This is a genomic window from Bacillus sp. FSL K6-2944 (genome assembly GCF_038005385.1).
GTDB classification, from domain to species: Bacteria; Bacillota; Bacilli; order Bacillales; family Bacillaceae_G; genus Bacillus_A; species Bacillus_A cereus.
In genome coordinates, this window is record NZ_JBBOTE010000004.1 from 1 (window position 1) to 21253 (window position 21253).

Here is a 21253-nt window from a genome sequence, read left to right on the forward strand (position 1 = left end):
TAATGATGTAGCACGCTATACATGTCGAACAATTCATAGTCTACAGATACCCTCAAGAACTTAGAATTTTTTCCTAAGTTCTTGAATTTACCTACAAACTTATTATCCACTTGTGCATGATCAAGAGCAAAAATGCATTCTAGTCATTTAAAAATTTATTAACCATACTTTTTAATTTACTTTTATCATAATTTATATACTGGTTAGCCATATTACGTATGGGATCACCAGCATAAAATCGTTCATATAATTCATGCCGTGATCCTAAAGGACTACCTATTATATCCCATGCTAGCTTGAACAATTTAGTTTTTTTGTCTGCAGAGATATTAGCACCTTTAAAATATTTTTTCAACAAAGGTGCTAATGGACTTTGAAAATCATTTATGCTCGAAGGTAATTGTATAAACCCGCCTGCTCCTATAAGTTGTAAAATTTCAATAGCTCTGGGATAATACTTGGTCCCTAAATTTCTTGCTGTTTCAATATATTTAAAGTTTGGTATATATACGTTACATTCATTTATTTCCCCTTCTCTTTCTGCTGCTAATAAAAGCGAACGAATCACCTCTATCTGCATAATAAGCTCTCCAAGTTTTTCTTGCACATGTAAATAAGATTCAGCACCAATAGCTTCTGCTATCTCACAAGCAATTGCTGTGACAAATTCTAATTTTATTAATAATCGAACAACAGCTTGATGATACGCCAAACTATTAGAAGCTATATCGGCTTTTAATGCCCATAGCGCCTCTGGACTATCGTACAACAATACGCGCTCCCACGGTACAAATACATTATCAAAGATTAATAGCGCATCCATTTCATCATAGCTTGCGCTAATAGGTGCATTTTCCTGTTGTGACAAATCGGTTGCAAACGACTCCCTACAAACCATATGCAAGCCAGGAGAATTAGCGGCAACTATAAGAAAATGAGCTAAGGAACTCAATTCACTTTTTATTCTAGTCAAGGGATAAATTAGTAAGTCATTGGAATAGGGGGCTGCAGTGCCAATCATTTTAGCGCCACTTAAAAAAATTCCATCTGTAGTTTTTTTCGTAATTCGTAGTAGTCCTAATTCATCTATATTAGCTGTCTGCTGAATAGATCGATTAATTTGTGGATCACGTTGAATAACACTTATAAAACGATGTTGATCTCTGGCTTCCTCATAATAATTTGTAATTTTATCAGGAAATTGCGAATCAAATTTTGTATATAATTTGCGAGATGAGTACCAGCCTGTTAAGCGAGAGCGAGCATAATCAGATAGACGGCTCATAACTCCATCTGTCATATAACTCCATGTTTCAAAAGCAGCTCTTCTTTTTAATATATCTTCATAAGAACTAGGGACTAAAAAAGCCCTATGAACCCATGTATTCGTTTTAGGACTTAGATAACCTACTAATTGCTGGTGAGAAGGATCCGCAAACAAATCATATAATTTCGTAATAGTAGTCAGTGTACCTTCAAAGTTCTTATTCTTTGTGACATCAATTTTTTTTCCTTCAAGCCACACACTGCGCCCATCCTGCAAACTTTGGACAAAATGATTTTTAAATTGATTCATAATAGCTCCTTTCAAAGTAAATAAAGTATAAAAAGTAACTATCTCTTAGAATAATTAATTTAAGCAAAGTGAGTCTTGACTCCTTCTAATGGCGGAGAATACACATGAAAGGTAATAGTTGGAAAAAGGGTGGGATTTTGCATCATGTGAATCGTATCATTATTAATAGAAAACAAATCACCTTGTGTAAATTGCTGTACTTGAGTATATGTGGGTTTGTTCTCTCCGGTACCCTCAATATATAAATGATTTTGTAAGCTACCTTGCACGACATACACACATCCTATGGAGGTACCATGATCATGAATCAGAGTCTTTGCTAAGCTCGGAAAATAGAGGACCATTACCTCAAGTTTTTTAGTATGATAAATGATGTTTCGCCCGTATTCCAGCTGTTGTGGTTCTGTAATATAGGGCATGATATTTTCAAGTGATAAATCTAACGTTTGTACAGATTGTATTAATTCCTGTTGACTATATGATTGCAGAGAATCAAAATTATACTTTATAATTTCAATAAAATTCATATCAGATAACTCCCTATACATATACTGTAGAATTAACAAAAAACATACCGAATTCAAATCGCTCGAAATGGTTCATTTTGTGAATTTTCCCGTCTTACATACGATTATAAATTTCTAATCAAAAAATAAAAATCTAAATTACTTAAAAATAACAATCCTTTAAATTATTTGTTTATTTAGATGGAAAAATAATTGTATACAAGATTTTTTCATTGATTAATTTATATAAAAAGCAAGTAACTCTTACAGTATATATCTATTCAATTTTTAAAAATACTTTCATAGATGCAGAAAAAATACGAAGAATCCGCATGAGCCTAGAAAACAACATAATTATGTGAACTACTCCCCCCATAATTTTCTAACGACAATTTGAAAATATATCTTCTTGGAAAAATCATACTTCTATATACTAGATGGGCAGAAACACAATACTAACACCGCTATTTTAATATGCCTCGAAAAAAGGATAAATTCTTCCTAATTTCATTAAATAGTTTATTACTGTTATTATTTTTAACATTAAAAGACCCTATTTAAAAAATAGGATCACAGACTGTTGGTAATACATATACACAGAATACTAATTACATAACTTACTACAACGTAATAACAAATATATTCCGCCATGTAATACAATTGCACACTAAATAAAATAGGCATTTTATATAATTTTGATTATGAGAGAGAATATATACTGATAGGAATTAGTAAATAATGATTTAACGTACTCTACGAATAATATTAATACAGTATGTTCCAGCTATTAATGTTTTTTCTGAAAAAGGAGAAACTGTTACAATTTTAACAGCAGGTAATGTTTGTGTTTGTGAATTATCAGGATTTAACCCATTATCTAAAATAATGGTCCCTGAAGGGGTCTTGGCTGTAACTAGAATAGGTGCAGAATTTGAATCTGCCTTAATTGTAATTGTCGCTAAGTGAAATCCCGTAAAATCATTAAAAACATCGACTGGAAAATCCGCATGAAAAACCCCACATATATTTTCAGACACAAATTGAGATGGCGGACAACAGCCACTAGCATTTGAAGAATAGCACATTTAGTTCACTTCCCATTATGAATATAATTTATAATATATAAAATGATAAATAACAGGAAATGATTGTACAAGTGTCCTATAATACATACATATTTTCACAAGACATATTGAAGCTGTAAAGAATACTCCCCTACAATATATGGAGATTTTGCAATTACGGCTAGTGATTTTAAAAGACTAACTGAAGTTGTATACGTTGTATCTGAATCGATACACATCATTCGTTTTCCACAAGAATCCAAAATAATTATAAAAAACGCCGAATCACTTTCACGGAAATTTTGAACACTGATAAAACCTACATTTTTATAAATAAACGGATTATAAAATAAAATTTTAGTATGAGAATTAGAAGAAATAGGACCACAAAAAGAATATACCGTATGTTTATTTTGTGAAGCACCCATCATTTAATTATCCTTTCTATAACAAATTTATCTTTCTTAAAGCGTGTAAAAAGCGCTAGCCTAACATTAAGTAGGCGAATTTTGTCGATTTGGTTATACCAACAGCATTTCATAAACTAGCTACAAGAGGCTACTTGCTAACTTAATATAGGAAGTTCTAGAAAGAAAATAGAGTACGAAAACCACCCCTTTCATCTTCTCTATAAATTATCCCTAGAAATAACATTCTGTTCACGGACGGAGAAATATTCCCTTCAATCCTTACTAAATGATAGGCGTTCAATATATACGAGATGTCTAGAAGCGTTTAAATAAAGACGTTTTTCATTACTTGTAAAAAATCACCACTTAATACCCTTATGGATTAATTAAAATAGGAAGTTCTCGGAATATAGATATTTTCATTACCTATGTTTACCAATCTATAAAAGCACCCTCCCTACTCCTAAAGAACATATTCATTATATGGTTAGTTTTAACAAATTGATACATTATAGAAGAATGAAAACAACCCTATCATGAATGAACTACCATTTTGTATGTTGTCTACAATATAGAAGAAAAATTTTTCTTAACACAAAAGTAGACGACTGTTTCAAAGAGTCAGTTCACAAAATATGTAACGAATTGACATTGCCTTCTCTTTAGCATTTACCAAGTCTGTGAATGCAAGACCAACTTCTTGCCGAAAGGGATAAAATTATCCTTTATTTGTAAAAGCTCAAAAAAGAAAGCTTGTTATGATTATACAAGCTTTCTTTCACTAACAAACTTCAGTAACATGTATCTTTATACATGAAAATCAACTATATTCAATTTTAATTTTGTGTTGAATCCTCTTCTATCTTTAAATCCTTCAATCCTTCTTTTAATGTGGTTGCATCTGTTTTTAACGTTTTCCAGTTCTCTTTTGCTGTATTTAACGTAGGAATTAGGAATGTAAATTTATCGGCATTTACTTTTTTATCCGCTGCCTCAATGCTTTCAAGTACACCCACATATTGAGCATCTAAATCATCCCATTGGGTTTTCATATATGTTACAGCTGCAATTGCATTATCAATTTCTATGTGCATTTTAGTCACACTATTCGCTGCAACACCTACCACTCGATTCAATGTTTTTTTATAATCTATAGTTTGATTCAGTTGTAATAATAGTGGCTCTAACTTATTTAATTCAGATTGTGCTACACCTAACATTATGCCACCAGCTATCCATGTCCATATTGTCGGTACTGCAACAACAATAGTTCCATCACGTCGTACTCGTTTAAAGTGATTAATTTGATCTAACACTTTTTGCATAGCTATCTCATCATCGTCGAGACCCGTTGTTTGATTTTTTAAAATTGAATTCAACGTTTCTTTATTGGTTTGAAATGCTCTAGAATCTTCTCCCATCGCATCCCTTAATTGTTCTAATGCCTCAATTAAGACAACTGCTTTCTGCTTATTCTTTTGAATATCAGATTGCAAGTCCGTAATACCTTCTTTTAATACCTCTTTATCTCCCGTTCGAGTTGCCTGTACCAGAGTATCATAATAATTATCAAAGGTAGTATCATATACAATAATCCCTGTTAATGTATCTATCAATTGCCGCTTGACTTGCGTATCCCATGTAGTAGCATGTTTTCTCGCATTCTGTTGATCTCGTACAACTTTACTAGGTAATTCACTATGTCCTTTAATATCAATTCCTTCGAAGCTTACATCTGGGTTGCGAATTAACATATATGAATATTGATTCATAATTTGTGCAAATTCCCCAGCCTTTTCTAAAGTTTGCTGCATCTTATCTGTATTCGCAGAAAGATCATTAACTCCAGTATTAGACTGATCCATTTCGGCTGCGAACGTCATTACAGGCGGTGTTAAAGCCGTACTTGTAAAGGTTAAAAGTGTAGAAAGTGCAATGACTTTATATGGTATTTTTTTAAGCATGTGTTTCCCTCCAATATAATTTAAAGCCTTCAAATATCATAAATCTACTAGCTTCATTAGACAGTCTCTGCTAATTTAGTAGTCTCACTCCACTTTAAATCCCATGTCTTTTGCGATTGAATCTGCATCTTGATAAATATCGTTCCATTCTTTTCTAGCTGCATCTAAGTCATTCACTAATAGAGATGTGTTTTGTGGCTGCATTGAATCCACACTATCTAGTAATACACTATAATTTGCGCCCATTGTGTCCCATTGCTTTTTCATATTTGTTAGAGAAACAATTGCTTGATCTACGGTTTGATATAGTTCCGTTAATGTCGCTTTTGTATTTGTAAGTGCAACCACGGCCTGCTGAGCAGCACCTACCTGTTCACTGAGTTGACCAATCTGATCCGAAATTTGATTATATGCGGTTAAATTTTTAGATAGCATTACTCCAGAAGCTGTACCAAGTGCAACGCCTGCTGCAGTTAATGCCCCAAGTGCCCCAACAACTAACGGTGTCGCTGTTCCACCCGTCACGACAATTGCCACTGTCCCACCAATAGCTCCGCCAAGCAAAAGAAACATTCCTAATCCGCCGCCAATTCCCCAGCCTAACGCATTATCTAAATGTGCTTTTTGAGTGCCACGTAAACTCTCAATTTCACTTTGAAGTTGCGGGATAAGTGCATCTTTACCTGCTAAAATAGCTGTTAATCCACCTTTATCATCGGGTCCACTAACATCATTTTTTAACTGCGTCGAATCTACATATAGCTTTTGTTTGAATTTTTGCAAAATTTGTATAACTTCACTTACTTCTTTTGCATTAAGATTAATTGTATTATAAAGATCTTGCAATCCTTCTTTTAATTCAGGAGCCTTATTTTGTTTTGCTGCATCCACAAGCGTATCGTAGTACTGTTGAAACTGAGTATTGTAATTGACAATATTACGCGTCGTTTTTTGGATTTTCGGTTTTGCGGTATCCATCCAATATTTTGCATTTACTCGACTCATTTCTTGATCACTATGAATTTGTTTAATTAATTTTTCACCCTCTGCCCCTAGATTTATTCCAGATAAATCCACATTAGGTTGTTTTAACATCGTACTTGCATATAAATTCATTACCAGTATATTCGATCCAGTCTCAGCCAACGCTTCTTTTATCCCTGTAGGTCCTAGTGAATATGTACTTTTGGGTTCTTCTTGCACTATTTGTTCCTGCGCTAAAACATGTGTAGAAGGTAGAATGTTACCTGTTGTTATTGCTGCTATCATGGTCGCAGCAGATATAATTTTATAGGGGGATTTTTTCATATGTATTCTCCTTACTTTTTCATCCACTCTTCTATGCTATTCGCCTATTTCATTAAAGTGAATTACCTGTATTATTAAATTGAGTTGTTTGTTCTTCTAATTGCATGCTAAACTCTTTTAATCTTTTAAGTTGGATAACTTGCATATCATGATTACTTGTATTTGTAGAGAGTTGCGTCATACACGTTTTAATTTGCTCCCAATCTTTTTTATAATTATCTAGTAATGTTAACTCTTGATTGATTAATTCTTCAAACGTATCTACATCATTTTGCATCTCAAGTAACATTACCTTTTGTATATCTGCTACAGTCAATTTTGTTGTTAATGTATAAATGAGTTGATTCTGTTTTTGTAAATCATCTAAATATATTTTTTGTGATGCTGTTAATTTATTAACTTCTGCAAAACTATTATATGTTTGTTGAATTTTTTCAATATCGATTGTTTTCATTAAATCATATTCTTGAGATTTTGCTGCAGCTGCGGCTGCCAATTCTCCTTTTTTACTCTCTTCAATTTTGTCTCTAGCCTCTTTTTTTGCTAATTCTATTTCTTGAGTAGATTTTCCAGCTTCTTTCGCTGCCTTCTCTGCCGCCTTTTCTGCCTCTACAATAGATTCTTCAATTTCTTTTCCTTTATTGATTGCTGCTAATGCTATTTCTGCAGCTGGTGTAATGATTCCTTTAGATAAACCATACATGTCTTTAAAAATTTCAAATCCTTTGGCATTTAAAGCTCCTGGTATCAATGCAATTTCTTGTAAATCTTTTTGTATCGTAGTCTTAGCATCCACTAAATCTTTTTTATATTGATCTATCTTACCCGATTCTGATGTTGTTAAGATTTGTTGTCCCACTGCTATTTGTTTATTTAATTCTTTTATATTATTACCCAATTGCGTTCGGAAAAATTGCAGTTCATTGATATGATTTTGTATTTTATCTTGATTAGAATTACCCAACTCTCGGAGCGCTTCTAATCTATCTGAAAATTCATTTCCAAAATCATCATTATCAACACATTGTTTTAGTGTTGGATAGTAACTATTCATTTTAGAGGTAAACCCCTTAATTTTTGCATTTATTAAGATAAGATGTGGATATATTTCAGACGACCATTCTTGTAAATCTTGTTTAATGAATACTTGACGTGTGAGTAATGCCGGAATCTCACTCATTCGTATATTAGGGCGTGTCAAAGCTTGGTCTACAAACATTTGTATCAGAGTAGACTGTGCTCCCAATTTTCGTAACGAAGGGGAAAGCCCTGTATATTCTTGTGTATTTTCAGCTAAAGCTATAGGCGTGGTCACAGTGGGAATGAAAATCCCCCCTCCTGTTAAAATTGATGTTACTAAAAATCCTTTTAATGCTTTCCTTTTCATTTCACATCTTCCTCCGTTTAATCTGTTATATATTTATTAAACCTCCTTTTGAATATTTATTACGTTTAACAAAATAAATAAGATACGAAAAAAGAAATTATTTCGTATCTACAGAGGAAATTATACGTAGGTATAGCATGAACCTCCACTCAGTATAATACTTTTGTCAAAGGTAAATTTGGTGTGATGTATAACTTTTGATAAATAATTATTTAGTTTCTTGTATATAAGAATTTATAGAGACATCATAGATAAATCATAGGCTCTTGCTTCTACACAGTTGTTACAATCATTCAACCAAAAACGATCCTCCACTCATAATTCCGCATATCGTAATCACACCCTTCGGAAATAAAATGTTAAAAGAACACGGTCAACTTAAGAAACTATTTAGTAAACCAAAAGATTCTGATTCATTATGTCCAAAATCAACATCCATTTCATATTCAGCTAATTGTTGATTCATAACATGTTTGTTTTAAAAAAATTTTGGTATAATTGTAAAATTAAAAATGATTTTACAACAAAGAGGATTCCTAATGGAATCCTCTTTGTTTGAAACGTATCTTTTATTTGTACCAGAATTTATTATTTCGATATAATTAAATTCACCCTTATATAATTACAAAAAGATAGTTCTGGCAAACAAACTATTTCTTTGTTACTCGTTATAATCATTGTGTGCAACTAAACGAATAATAAATCCGTTTTCCTATGGAGATTCTTATTAGAAAAAATATTAAATTAATTTTAACTAATAAAATTCAAATTAGAAAATCACACGGCGTATAAATCCTATGATACTTACAGTTGAAAAATAGCATATTTAAACCATTCTAAACGATCCGTCTTATTATTAGGAAAATTGGAGCTAGGAGTAGTTTTATGGTAAATCTGTATTTGTTTCTGCTATTAATTCAATCGTATCCAATACAAATGCATTATTTTCGGATTGAATACTCACTGTAATAGAAGGTCCACTAAACGATAGATGTTCTAACATTTTAATTTGAAAGGATTCTCGATTCATAGCTAATTCATACGTATTTGTATCATCTTGTAAGGTAATCGTTCCGAGTCCCTGTGTACGAACACGTAATATATATTCCTTATCCAATTCTGATGGAACTATGATTGTTTTTTGAACTTGTGCATCCCAATGATTAAATTCTAACATAGGGCGGCCATACTGCACGGTGATATTCACATCTCCTGTTATCGACCATCCATCGAACCCTTTTGTAAAACTACCGTTTTTAATCCAATTGGTATCTTCTACTTGTTGAAAAGCACGATTTACTGCTTGTTTTAATATACGTGTAACGGCTGCGTGTGGGCCTTCTCGATCAGACATAAACCAATGTTTTTGATTTGGTAGGTCTGGTAAAGAAATGTTGGTAACATCTTGATACATTACATATGATTTAATACTTCCGTTCCAATCTTCATTTTGATACAAACGGTTTAATTGCTTCACTATACTTTGTAACGTTGTTATCACTTTTCCCTCTTCTTGATTCAGTTGTTGTCTCCATATTTGTTCTTTTCTTTGTATATCACGGATTTCTTTAGCTGTAAGAGGACGTTGCTCTCTCAGTTCGATATTACTCAAACGAGCCATTCCTGTTCGAGAAATAATTTTAAATCCAACTTCAATGCCAACATTATAATCAGATTGTAAAGAGCCAACATCAATTGTATATTGAAAATAATGTGTGTCTTGTGAAGACGAAGGATTAGAGATCATTGTTGTAGGCTCACCTAGATTTGAAACGGGTTGACAACAATTTGCTGTAGCTTCAGATGTTGTTGAAAATGCTGTTTCAAAGGGGATTTGTAAGGTTTCATCGACTTCTTTTCCATAACGAGATACGACTACTTGTAAATCTTGCGCATGTGATGCAAAACCTGAGAATAGATATCGTGTATGGGATTTTAGTTTCGATTCATCTACTTTTTGATACACATAAGAAGGATATATACTCGCTGGTGGTAATAACGCATGTTTACCTTTAAATAATGGATTATGATTGGTTATTACTACCTTTCGACCTATTATCCAAGTATTTATATTTTCAAAATTTCCACTTTTCAAAAGATTACGCATTTTACATAATTGTTTGGCTTTGTTTACTTGTTGACGTAATTGTTTTTTTTCTTTTCCAAATACAGCAGGATCTAACAAATCTACTTTCATAACCACCTGGTCAATCCAATAGTCACTGGTATTTAACGCTAACTGATCTTTTGTTAAATTGGTAAATAAAGCGTTAACTTGTGCAGTAATATTCCTTAAATCTTGCAGAGTGTTGAAGTTTACTTGAGAGAACATGGATTCATCCATGTTTAATATTGTCATACAATTCATCTCCTTGACTTGTCATAGTTGTTTTTTATATTTATATTATAGTAGTGAAAAATGAATTTTATCATACGGATTGTTTCGGTCCATAGATTGTACCGCTTACAGATACATCTAGCAGAAAAGTTTCAGGCCATTCTCTTTCGTGTATTTTTATTTCATCAAATCCTTGTGGTACAGGATCGTATAAAAATTGTCCATCTTGCGCTTGTTGAGTGGATTGTGATACGTTTTTTAAAAGAAAGTCTACTACATATCCCCCCAGCCATTCCGGTGGTAGTGGATATAAATCTAATTCCGCTCGTACAGCCATAACATTAGTGTTTTTCCATATGCTAGGCGGGGCAGGTGTTCCAGGAAAAAATTGGTCAGGAATACGATCTACAATCGGTCCAGGAGCATTAGGATTTTCAACAGGTATTAATTCAATCCGATCTAGAATAATTTTTTTACCTCCTGTATTTCGTAAAGTGAACTGGCATTTACCTTGGCCGAAATTGATTGGTATCGTATCTGTAGAAATCATATAGTTACCCAATAAACCTTTCGTACTTGGGTAACTTAGTAATATATTTTCTTGTACATCTGAAGGTTGTTGGTTACTTAAAGTTACTGTATTGGGTAATTTTATACTACTTTGTGTAGGATAGTATTGTGCGTTATATCCATAATTAATCACACTTAATTCTGCTCCATCTGCATCTGTGGCATAATGAACACGTAGTTTATATTGCGTCCAACTACCATTTGGAGGCAATAAGTTAATAACGTTAAAAGCTAGATCCTGATTTACAGCTGTAGAAATTAATGGCGTAGAACCGGTAACAGCTTCATTTGGATAATTTAGATTGGCTTCTAGAACGGATTTCCATCCATTTATTAGGGAATACTTTTCAGCTGGAATAGATAAAATAGAATTTGCATCATTTGAGATATTTTCTGGTACCGTTAAAATATTGACAAAATTAAAATTAAAAAAACTGTTAATTTGAGATATTTTCATTCCGTTATGAATGACATTGTTTCCAAAACCAGGTTCTCCAATATACAGAAGATTGTCTATATAAGGGAAAAAGAAAATTCCATCAGGAATCGTAGTAGGATTAGTCCAAAAGGCGAATGCACGGCCTATAGGAGGTTGACCTGGATCGAAAGAATCAGGATTGCTAAAATATCTAGACCATTCAGCAAGTAATGGGAGCATTGGGTCTATAGTATAGGTCTGTGCACAGGCGGAAGGATCAGTTGGTTGTAAATACCAGGCGTATGTGTTAAAATCTACCATACCTAAACCGTAAGAATTATTAATAGTATCTATCGCTGTTACAAATGTCTTATTATTTGTACAAGGAACCGACTTTAATTGGGCTATAGGTGTACGATCAAACATTTTATACTCAGTTATCGGTGGATCCCCTGGATTTGGATTATATACTTTGTATTTAAATGTTTGAGTATTATCTAAATTATTTTTCATTTTATAGTTTATAGGCGATATTCCTGGCCATGTAGACATAAAGCCTGTAACATTTTGATAAAAGTCTATACTCTCTACTTGTTCACGTGTCATAGTTTGCATTATCTTTACAATTTGCGAACTATATTCTTGCGTAGCAGCATTAAATTGTCCTTCAAAGAATGGTATATCGTCAGAACTATACTTCCACGATAACCCATGTTTTACTTTATCAGACAGTAAAAGTAAAGATATTGTTGCAAACATAGTATAATACGGTAATCCTAGTACTTCATACTCTTTTGTTTTGAAAAAACTTAAGCCTGTTTGTAAAACATTATTTGTATAATCTATTTGATTATGAAGATCATTTGCTTGAATATCAGTAGGGTTTGTTAAGCTATAAAAATGTTCCATTGCATCTTTGTAGATGCCCAGTTGTTTTTGTAGTGCGTCAGAATGATTATTCATCTGGTTTAATTCGGTTTGAGTAAGTGATCTATCTATCATATCTTGAATTGCAGGCTGCATAGCTTTAAAAATATCTTCAACAGTCGGTGGTTCAGGTCCAGGATTAAGAAGTGAGAAAAAAAGTCCGACAAAAGGGGTAAGAAGGCCTAATGCTGGTACAGCGAAAGAGGCCAAACCTAAACTCATCATAACAATAGTTTGATAATTAATTTTATTGTCTGCAATACGTTCTAAAATACTTGCAATTGCTCTTTCACTGCGTCCAAGGAACAATTCCGTTTGTAAATCTTCTATTAATTCATCATAATTTGAAACAGGAACATCTGCGTTTTGTAAAGGGGAAATAGCTAACACATTATAAGGTCCTTTATATATATCTTGTAAAATAACCATAATACTACCTCCTTGAAAATCAATAATTTTTAATAGTATATGAAAAAACAAAAAAAAAGAACCGTTTTATTCAGAATATAGACTTTAGTGCAAATAAAAGATACTCTTCCAATAATTGATGCATGAGTTGTTTTTAATTGTGAACAGACTAATCTCGTAATCAATCTATATGAAAAGTCTTAAATCCTAGCATGACTTGCACTTTGGAATGAAACCATAGCCTTGCTCTACGAATTTATTTAGACACTTTATTTTCCTGATTTGAATGAGTATCTCTTTCTTCCATCCATTGCAAAACTTCAAATTTTATAGGTCCTTTCATCTGACAATTAGCGAACTCTTTCAACCCTACATCTATTCCTATATGCAAGTGTATTTTTTGAAACTCTTACCCTTCTGTTGCAACTAACAATCATACCAGATATCTGCCATCAGGCCCCCTCTAACTGTAACATTTATAATGCGTTCCTTTACTTCGCAACTTTTGGCAAATCAAACAAGACCTAGTTTTTGCAATTTTATTTTATGCCTTGTTATGGTAGCGTTTTCATTCTTTTGACAAAGCGTATATTAATATCCGTAAAAGCCATCAACGGATAACTGAATAGCTACTCGGTTTATTGATTATAATTCCTTTCTCCTCCATTCCAATATGTGTCTATCACAAAATACACATGTATTGGGTAGATAGTTAGATAGTTACATAGTCCTATTATCACCGAACGTATTTCCCCTATATTTCACAAGCAATACAAGATGGTAATACACCGATAACACTGAGTGGTTATTCCTATCTATTTTCATTTTTATACCAATATCTATTATTTATACGACTGATTTTATCAGAGGCAAAATAAAAAGCAAAGCCTTCTGGCTATGCCACACCGAAATACATCTCCCACCTATTTTTGGACTACGCTCTTCACACGCTTGAGGAAGGAGAATTCTTTCGGGGAATACATTAAATCATGAGCACTAAATCCATCAAACTTAATAAATTTAATATGCTTCTGAAGAATATTACGGATAGTTCTTTCTTGTAGTCGCCTTCCTTTTTAAGAAGAAAATAAGTAATTATATAAAATATCACCTAACTTGCTGTACTCTTCCAGTACATAACGAGTGGAACTATAATATTTTACAGTCCCCTAATAAAAATCAATGCATTCTCCTCATACCCAATAATCGATTGCACTGTTCTTGTATATTTTGAAGTTGTAGACTTAACCCTTTTACAAATGGTGCCATCTTAGGATCATGTTGTAAAGCGAGCAACAGTTGAGACACCTCTAAAAGAATCTGATGAATCCCTTCTACTTCTTCTGCAACCGCACCTTCAGAAATCTGCTGAATTATAGACTCGAGTATGCTCATTTTCCGATCAATTTCTCGTAATAACTGTATAGAATCGCACGACCATAATTTGTTCAATATACCAATCCTCTCTTATCCAATATATATGAAAAGAAGATGATAATTATATAAGACCCCCTTGTTATAGAGATTTAATACATGGTAAGGTCTTCATATTTTGTATTGTATACCAATTTTGACATTTGCACAAGTTGGATCTTTCTATACTATTAATAGTATAGAAAGTCTAAATTATTGGGTGTCCTATATTTCCCCTGTAAATAATGGATTTTTATATCTACTCTATTTTTCTTTGGAATGAAACCCATGTTAATAGCACCGTTCCTCTTTATTTATACCATTTAGTATTTATTTTAGCTTCGATATAAGTACTATTACAAAAAAAACAGATTTCTAAAGAAAACTTTTCATTCCATCCATTCAAGCGTCATTGTATAAGGAAACCTCAACGATTTGACGATTTACATCCTAACATAGAACGGACACGACATGTTTCTTTATAAAAGAAAACTTATATTCTAACAGAATTCAAGTGGTTTTCTTTAAAAAATTCCATTTCAATATTTTCACAGTCCAACTTCAGTAAAAATATTAAAATGGATCTTTGAAGCTTCCTTTACAAGAAAAATATATAAAAATTACCCTTACTAAAAGTATTTTCTGTACCAACCGCCCCCACATCTTTCCTATATAATAAATACCTCTACTATAATAGGTTATTTTTCACACCATATATTTTGTAATTTTTAGAAAAAACTAACAATTCCAGCATGTAGCACCGTATAGCTTTTTCTTGTTCAATAAACTACCAGCAGATAAGAAAATATATGTATATTAAAACCAGTAATAGAGAAACTAACCATGAGAAATGATGTAAAAAGGCTCGATTAACATCTCAATAGAACATACTTTTTTTCATTTCACAAAAATCCTTTGGTATTTATGAAACAAAATAAAAAGATATAGTCTAGTATATAGGCACTTGATTCACATCAAAATAAAATACAAAGGAGGCAAAAATATGATTAGAAAACAAGAGTTTCTCATAGTAGCATGCTGTCTTTTTCTCATACAAGGATGCTCAAAATCAGAAACAGTACCACAAAAAAAGGATACTAAACCTCAACTAAAACAAAGTGGATCAACAGAACAGCTCAATTATAAAGATCAAGATCATTGGAAATTTGAATCAGGAGATGCACAATCTCCTATTAATATCGACACATCAAAAGTCGTTCCTATGCAGGATGTTGGGGACATACATCTCGATTACAATACCACTGTACAGGATGAAGAGGATAATGGACACACCATCCAAGTCGATGATACAGGGACAGCACAAATCAACGGAAGAACATTTGCATTTACACAGTTCCATTTTCATGCTCCCAGTGAACATACCATAAACGGACAACATTATCCTGTCGAAGTGCATTTTGTTCATAAGAGTCAAGATGGACGTCTCGCAGTCATTGGTGTACTTTTTCAGGAAGGAAAAGAAAATAAAGGGTTTCAAGATGTGCTAAATCATGTAAAAACAGGCAAGAAAAATACAGATGTCGGAACATTGGATATCGCCTCTATGATTCCAACCGATAAAAGTTATTATCATTACCTTGGATCTCTAACGACCCCACCACTTTCTGAAAATGTAGAATGGTATGTCATGAAAGAAATTATAGAAATTTCACCAGCACAGATCAAGGAATTTCAAAAGATATATTCAGCGACCAACAGAAAAATTCAACCTTTACATCAGCGTATTGTTTTATATCACCAAGACCAGGGAACTTCTCAAAAATAAAAAAATTAAGTATCCCAAAAAGAAGAGAATTAGTCTCTTCTTTTTTATGAAGAAAAAATAGGCACTGATACTTCTTATTATAATACTTATTAGATATTATATTTAATTTTTAAAAATCTTTATATTAAATTTTATAAAATTATGCAGCGAAGTGATTCCAAATCAGTTTTCTATGGGCCTAATTAGATAAAAAAATATTTTTCACTGGTTTTCAGATAGTAACTTGGACATGTTTGTCATCATATTTCTAGAACCCCCATATAAAAAAGGAAATTAATACAAAAAATAAACGCTAACATTAGTTTTAGGATACTTTAAAAATATAGTAATATCCCCTTTTTCCTCTTTTAATTGTTCACACATATCTTCTTTTAAGTTATACATAAAATACGCGCCCCTATTTGTATTTCTTTTTCCTTCTAACACTTCGTTCATTATTGAATGTTCGTATCTTCCATTCTCTGTCTAGGTTTCTAAGCCATTTCCCTAATTTGTTTACATAGTATTTTTAGTTCTGATACAATTTCTATGCACATGCTATTTCGAAGAAGGACGTATGGTCACAAACAATATTTTGTAAACCACCCTAAAAGAAAATAGTTCCATACAGTGTAAATCCCTATTTAGCATATATCTCAACTTTAACAAGAAACAAAAATCATCACCGTCTGAATGTTACCGGAAATTCCTGGTGAAGAAAGTGGATTATAAACTTTCATTGAAAGACTTCATCCTATTTTTCAAGGTATATTTGTATTGAAGTTAAACAAACTATACACAATTATATCTATTGTTAAGGATGTGTATAGTAGATGATTTTCGAAATTGTGAAACATACACCTATATGGGTATGGCTATTGTTTTATTTTTTACTCTCTAGGGGCATAGCTGCTTCTCAGGAGCGCGAAGTAAATATTTCTCAGTCACTCATAGTTCCAGGAATTTTTATTTTATGGGGAATATATAATATTTTTGCGAACTTCTCATTTCGTTTTTATGCTTTCTTACTCTATATTATATTTCTTGGAATCGGCACATTTTTAGGCTATAAACTTTATAGTAGAAAACACCGCTTCTTTCTAAAAAATGGTATACTGTTTCGTTCAAAAAACTACCTACCATTAATGGTTATATTGATTAATTTTATTATCAAATATGCTCTAAATACCTATATGCACATAAATACCGATGCTATTCACAGTTTAGACTTTATCTTTTTATATACTATAACTAGTGGTACTACCGCTGGACTTTTCTGCGGAGGAATAATAAACACTCATCAACAGAAAAAGAAATTATTAGAACAATTAGAATAACATTCATTCTGTATTTCAAAAATACTATCGGGCACTCATCTACACATCCACTAAAGAATCTCCATTTCTCCCAACGTTATGCTTTCTAAAAAGCTACTAGTCATAGAACTAGTAGCTTCGAACAAAATAATGAGCCTTCTGTCGAAAAACAATAAAATATAAGAAAAAAATCTCTTTAAAACGGCTGTTAGATAGTAAGAGCTTTATGCTAATATAAAACACACACCATAATAAAATTAAAGCAAAAAACACAAATAATCAACTTTAGTGTACTTTATCCGCGAAACCTATACTTATCAACAAATGTACAATCCAATGATTTTTCCAGTATATCATCTATAGGTACCCACATCCTACGCAAAGAAATTTAGTTATTGTTTTTATAAACAACAGTCGTAATTACACTATATGAAAAAATCAACCACAAATCATCCTTAACTATATTTGTATTGAGCAAAAAGAAAGTATATTAAACACTTTTTTATTTAAAGAAAAAATCCACACGTAACTAGACTCATATACTCACACCATCCTTTCTAGACGAGCATAAGATGTATTAACGAAAGAAAGGGGGTAATATTATGGGTTTTGGTTTTGGTGGAGGTTGTGACTGTAACAGATGTAATGGTCATAGAGAACAGCCTAGAAGAGAAGAACAAACTTTTAATGTAAACAATGTTAATAACCCAGAGTTATTACAATTTTTAAGAACATTAGCTCCTGGAACTTGTCTTGTTATTCAGTACGCTTGTCAACCACCTACAAGTGCAACATTCCAAGGATTCCAAGGAAACAATGTAATAATCCTCTCAGATTTTGATTGTTTCCCTGGATTAGCACGAATTACCATTAATAAAATTAACGTAGTCTCTGTAAATTCACCCGATTGTGGCCGTTTCTGCTGTAAACGTAAAGAATGCGACCATCACAATGTTTGTGATGAATATGAAATCTAGAAGTTAAAATATAGAAAACACATTCCCTTAATTTTATAAGCTTGCTATTTTGACACTCCCACCCCTAAAGGGGCAAGCTGACTAACGTCAGTGGGATTCTTGCTACCAAAGGCGAAGTCCATTTCTGGTATCGCTGCCGTGCAAGATTGCGGTGTGCCATCACCACTCCCACAACAGACCATATAGGTTCGTGGGCTACGGTACTGTGACCATACCGTACAGATTGTTCATTCTCAAATGTTTTTACGTCTTTTGCATGACTATAAATAAAGTATACCATGGTTTGCTATGCAAAAACGATGCTTTCATCCCACGTCTAAAGACGGACTAACGTCTTGCGTGGGCTTTCCCGCATCATAAATTCTGTAAGAACACCACCCATGCTACCTGTTTCTTTTATTCTATAAGGGACGGGTAGTTTAACCTTTCTTGAAATATGCTTCATTCTTTTACTTTTGTCCCATATTATCAAGTTGTCGCAGAGCATGCAGCTTCTTCACTTCTCCTAGATTCTGACGAACATTACGAAACTTACGTATCATGCATTTGTTTTTCCGTTTCCCAAAAAACAAATCCTACCCTCATCTGTGATGGCTACCGCAGGCACCTTGAGATCTAAATCAATTTCTAAAAGGTTTGTTCCTATTTTTTCTACATATAGGAATTGTGACAAAAATTTGAGCAATCCACTTATCAGATTCCTTTATGATACGAATTGTATCTAACTTGTGCTTCAACAACTCGAAATTGCGATTATATGTGTCGGTTGTTTACTGTAAAACATCAGTTAAATTTCATAATACTCAGAATAAAGATTATCAATTCACTTTCTCATACATATATGCAAAAATGTAACTAAGCTAAACTTTTCTTTCAATCTTTCCCCTAATAAAGGTTGAAATGATACATGGTTGTTAGCCTGAAACAGAAAAGCTCATTTCTTGTAAAAATGAGCTTTTCTTTGGAATTTATTAAAATCGATACTAAATTCACTATTTTATATATTTTATCATAACACACACAAATTTATCACATTATTCTGATGTGTTTTAAGCGAATTAATAGCGGGCTTTAAACCGGTAATATCACTAGGATGAATTATTGTTATTATTGGATTTGTTTGTTATCCTTATTTACCTTCTATGCATGGTTTTATAAAATGTGGAGACTTCGAGGCTTTTTAGACATGAATGTTTTGTATTAGGGTGCAACGTTGTATAAAAAATCGATTTTTTGTAAGGATCTTCTTAAAGAAAAATAGAATAAGTGAGCTATAGAGCTTATCTTTATAATAAAGTTAGATTTGTACATTTTAGTTTGTATTTAAAAAGCAAAACAGAGTAATTTAAATTACTCTGTTTTGCTTTTTTTCGTTTTGGGTAATTTTGAGTTGAAGTTAGTGGAGGTAAGGATTGATAGATCCTTACTAATATTTTATGAATAAGGTGAAAAGAAGCTTGTACATTTTTGATGAAATTTATTTTATTTTTATGTAAAAGGGGCCAAGAAATAATTTGTAGTTTTATTTCTTGGCATGGGTGTTTGGAACGCTTGGATGCTGTCCCTTACATTATTCTATGTTTATATTTATTAAATGGTTTGTTATTATTGTTAATTTTAATGAAAAAAATGGAACATGAAAACACCTATTTTAAATGAATTGACAACAATCGATTTGAAAAAAATAATACTACACAAACAAAGAATTTAAGAATACATAAGGAATTAACACCCTTTTTAGTTGATTTTATATTTGCATTTATTAAACCTGCGCTAAATATATTCCTCTTACAGTTAACATAATAGAAGCTCATATTGATATTATTTTCTCTTAAAATCAGTTGTCCATTTGATATTAACCACAAACTTTTATTAAAATCTTGCCGTATTTTCCATGCTGTTAGATGATTTTTAGTTATTTTTAAATTTTTTTACTAATACTCTGTATTCGATATTGTCTATCTTGACACAAGAAAGCCCTCAAATACCACTACAGTAACTGTTCGTACGTTTCCATAACAGAAACTCAAACTCCTTTTTACATACAACAGATGCACATACCGGATAATTTTACGGATAGCATGGAAAACTATCGCTTGATTCGCATTTCACTTTACTAAAGAAAGGAAGATGTTATTGTTAATAGAATATATTTGGGCATTACTGATTTTAATTATTTTAGAAGGTATTTTAACTATTGATAATGCGATTGTGTTTGCTTTTCTTATGAAAAAATTACCAGAAAACCAACGAAAAAAAGAATTATTTTACGGTTTGACAGGAGCATTAATATTCCGATTTATAGCATTATGCATGATTTCCTTACTTCTTGATTTATGGCAAGTACAAGCGCTAGGATCACTTTATTTACTGTATATAGCTACAAAGAATTTATTTGAAAAGGAAAATCAACAAGCAACGAAAGGAAAGCATATAAAAAAACAAGAAGATTTTTGGCGGATACTCTTAAAAGTTGAACTCATTGATCTTGCGTTTGCTATTGATTCTATTTTCGTAGCGGTGGCATTAACGATGAATTTACCTAAAACAAACTTAGGTACTATTGGTGAACTTGATATAGGTCAATTTTCTCTTGTTTTAATAGGCGGTATGATTGGTTTAATCATTATGCGCTTTTCTACTTCTGCCTTCGAGAAAATAATAAAGAGTAGACCAAAATTAAACATTACGGTATCTTTAGTCATAGGCTGGGTTGGTATTAAGCTAGCAGTATATGCATTAGCCCATTCTCCTTTAAGCATGATTGCACATTCCTTTCCGGAATCTACAACTTGGAAAACCCTATTTTGGACTATATTTATTGGGATTGTAATTAGTGGATGGATTTCTTCTATAAGGGATAGGACCAGCATCTCCGATTAATATATTATTATTAAACATTCTAA

General features: G+C 32.3%; 14 protein-coding genes and 2 pseudogenes. 5 read left to right on the forward strand and 11 right to left on the reverse strand.

Going from position 1 to position 21253, the window contains the following annotated elements; genetic code table 11:
* Nucleotides 1-139: 139 nt before the first annotated feature.
* The 4 genes from MHH55_RS30410 to MHH55_RS30425 all read right to left on the reverse strand — a co-directional run bounded on the left by MHH55_RS30410 (nucleotide 140) and on the right by MHH55_RS30425 (nucleotide 3574).
* Nucleotides 140-1576 (reverse strand): 4-hydroxyphenylacetate 3-hydroxylase family protein, encoded by a 1437-nt coding sequence (locus MHH55_RS30410; RefSeq protein WP_078186829.1) that lies wholly within the window; start codon nucleotides 1574-1576, stop codon nucleotides 140-142.
* A gap of 59 nt (nucleotides 1577-1635) precedes the next feature.
* The gene (locus MHH55_RS30415) at nucleotides 1636-2103 is read right to left on the reverse strand and encodes a cysteine dioxygenase (protein WP_078186828.1); all 468 of its coding nucleotides are present in this window, start codon (nucleotides 2101-2103) and stop codon (nucleotides 1636-1638) included.
* A gap of 722 nt (nucleotides 2104-2825) precedes the next feature.
* Nucleotides 2826-3167 carry an S-Ena type endospore appendage gene (locus tag MHH55_RS30420; protein WP_078186827.1) on the reverse strand — a complete coding sequence of 114 codons (342 nt, stop codon included), beginning with the start codon at nucleotides 3165-3167 and terminating at the stop codon, nucleotides 2826-2828.
* Between the two features lie 95 nt (nucleotides 3168-3262).
* Entirely contained in the window at nucleotides 3263-3574 is a 312-nt protein-coding gene (locus MHH55_RS30425) for a hypothetical protein (protein WP_078186826.1), read from the reverse strand.
* Between the two features lie 522 nt (nucleotides 3575-4096).
* On the opposite strand from MHH55_RS30425, the pseudogene MHH55_RS30430 reads away from it, so the two are divergent.
* A pseudogene (locus tag MHH55_RS30430) lies at nucleotides 4097-4204 on the forward strand (transposase); the annotation flags it as partial.
* 188 nt (nucleotides 4205-4392) lie between these two features.
* Here MHH55_RS30430 and MHH55_RS30435 read toward each other — a convergent pair.
* From MHH55_RS30435 to MHH55_RS30465, 6 genes are all read right to left on the reverse strand, one after another.
* Nucleotides 4393-5520: an HBL/NHE enterotoxin family protein gene (locus MHH55_RS30435; RefSeq protein ID WP_078186824.1), complete on the reverse strand. Its 1128-nt coding sequence runs from the start codon at nucleotides 5518-5520 to the stop codon at nucleotides 4393-4395.
* Nucleotides 5521-5604: 84 nt separating this feature from the next.
* A complete protein-coding gene (locus MHH55_RS30440) occupies nucleotides 5605-6828 on the reverse strand; it encodes an HBL/NHE enterotoxin family protein (protein ID WP_078186823.1) in 1224 nt (407 codons plus the stop codon).
* A 52-nt stretch (nucleotides 6829-6880) separates the two neighbouring features.
* Entirely contained in the window at nucleotides 6881-8215 is a 1335-nt protein-coding gene (locus MHH55_RS30445) for an HBL/NHE enterotoxin family protein (protein ID WP_078186822.1), read from the reverse strand.
* Between the two features lie 883 nt (nucleotides 8216-9098).
* Nucleotides 9099-10574: a hypothetical protein gene (locus MHH55_RS30450; RefSeq protein ID WP_078186821.1), complete on the reverse strand. Its 1476-nt coding sequence runs from the start codon at nucleotides 10572-10574 to the stop codon at nucleotides 9099-9101.
* A 70-nt stretch (nucleotides 10575-10644) separates the two neighbouring features.
* The gene (locus MHH55_RS30455; RefSeq protein ID WP_340882011.1) at nucleotides 10645-12897 is read right to left on the reverse strand and encodes an insecticidal delta-endotoxin Cry8Ea1 family protein; all 2253 of its coding nucleotides are present in this window, start codon (nucleotides 12895-12897) and stop codon (nucleotides 10645-10647) included.
* A gap of 1158 nt (nucleotides 12898-14055) precedes the next feature.
* On the reverse strand, nucleotides 14056-14328 hold the full coding sequence (locus MHH55_RS30465) for a hypothetical protein (RefSeq protein WP_078186819.1): 273 nt from the start codon (nucleotides 14326-14328) through the stop codon (nucleotides 14056-14058).
* Between the two features lie 964 nt (nucleotides 14329-15292).
* Here MHH55_RS30465 and MHH55_RS30470 point away from each other — a divergent pair.
* The 3 genes from MHH55_RS30470 to MHH55_RS30480 all read left to right on the forward strand — a co-directional run bounded on the left by MHH55_RS30470 (nucleotide 15293) and on the right by MHH55_RS30480 (nucleotide 18347).
* A complete protein-coding gene (locus MHH55_RS30470) occupies nucleotides 15293-16075 on the forward strand; it encodes a carbonic anhydrase family protein (RefSeq protein WP_139362453.1) in 783 nt (260 codons plus the stop codon).
* 812 nt (nucleotides 16076-16887) lie between these two features.
* Entirely contained in the window at nucleotides 16888-17391 is a 504-nt protein-coding gene (locus MHH55_RS30475; RefSeq protein WP_078186818.1) for a hypothetical protein, read from the forward strand.
* 581 nt (nucleotides 17392-17972) lie between these two features.
* Nucleotides 17973-18347, forward strand: a complete 375-nt coding sequence (locus MHH55_RS30480; protein WP_078186817.1) for a hypothetical protein — start codon at nucleotides 17973-17975, stop codon at nucleotides 18345-18347.
* Between the two features lie 452 nt (nucleotides 18348-18799).
* Here MHH55_RS30480 and MHH55_RS30485 read toward each other — a convergent pair.
* Nucleotides 18800-19114 (reverse strand): annotated as a pseudogene (locus MHH55_RS30485) (RNA-guided endonuclease TnpB family protein); the annotation flags it as partial.
* A 1363-nt stretch (nucleotides 19115-20477) separates the two neighbouring features.
* On the opposite strand from MHH55_RS30485, the gene MHH55_RS30490 reads away from it, so the two are divergent.
* Nucleotides 20478-21230 (forward strand): TerC family protein, encoded by a 753-nt coding sequence (locus tag MHH55_RS30490; protein WP_078186816.1) that lies wholly within the window; start codon nucleotides 20478-20480, stop codon nucleotides 21228-21230.
* Nucleotides 21231-21253: the final 23 nt, after the last annotated feature.

Excerpts from the sequence above, each read along its gene's own strand:
- MHH55_RS30410 (WP_078186829.1), bottom strand. The coding sequence starts at position 1,576 with ATGAATCAATTTAAAAATCATTTTGTCCAAAGTTTGCAGGATGGGCGC.
- MHH55_RS30415 (WP_078186828.1), bottom strand. The coding sequence starts at position 2,103 with ATGAATTTTATTGAAATTATAAAGTATAATTTTGATTCTCTGCAATCA.
- MHH55_RS30420 (WP_078186827.1), bottom strand. The coding sequence starts at position 3,167 with ATGTGCTATTCTTCAAATGCTAGTGGCTGTTGTCCGCCATCTCAATTT.
- MHH55_RS30425 (WP_078186826.1), bottom strand. The coding sequence starts at position 3,574 with ATGGGTGCTTCACAAAATAAACATACGGTATATTCTTTTTGTGGTCCT.
- MHH55_RS30435 (WP_078186824.1), bottom strand. The coding sequence starts at position 5,520 with ATGCTTAAAAAAATACCATATAAAGTCATTGCACTTTCTACACTTTTA.
- MHH55_RS30440 (WP_078186823.1), bottom strand. The coding sequence starts at position 6,828 with ATGAAAAAATCCCCCTATAAAATTATATCTGCTGCGACCATGATAGCA.
- MHH55_RS30445 (WP_078186822.1), bottom strand. The coding sequence starts at position 8,215 with ATGAAAAGGAAAGCATTAAAAGGATTTTTAGTAACATCAATTTTAACA.
- MHH55_RS30450 (WP_078186821.1), bottom strand. The coding sequence starts at position 10,574 with ATGACAATATTAAACATGGATGAATCCATGTTCTCTCAAGTAAACTTC.
- MHH55_RS30455 (WP_340882011.1), bottom strand. The coding sequence starts at position 12,897 with ATGGTTATTTTACAAGATATATATAAAGGACCTTATAATGTGTTAGCT.
- MHH55_RS30470 (WP_139362453.1), top strand. The coding sequence starts at position 15,293 with ATGATTAGAAAACAAGAGTTTCTCATAGTAGCATGCTGTCTTTTTCTC.
- MHH55_RS30475 (WP_078186818.1), top strand. The coding sequence starts at position 16,888 with ATGATTTTCGAAATTGTGAAACATACACCTATATGGGTATGGCTATTG.
- MHH55_RS30480 (WP_078186817.1), top strand. The coding sequence starts at position 17,973 with ATGGGTTTTGGTTTTGGTGGAGGTTGTGACTGTAACAGATGTAATGGT.
- MHH55_RS30490 (WP_078186816.1), top strand. The coding sequence starts at position 20,478 with ATGTTATTGTTAATAGAATATATTTGGGCATTACTGATTTTAATTATT.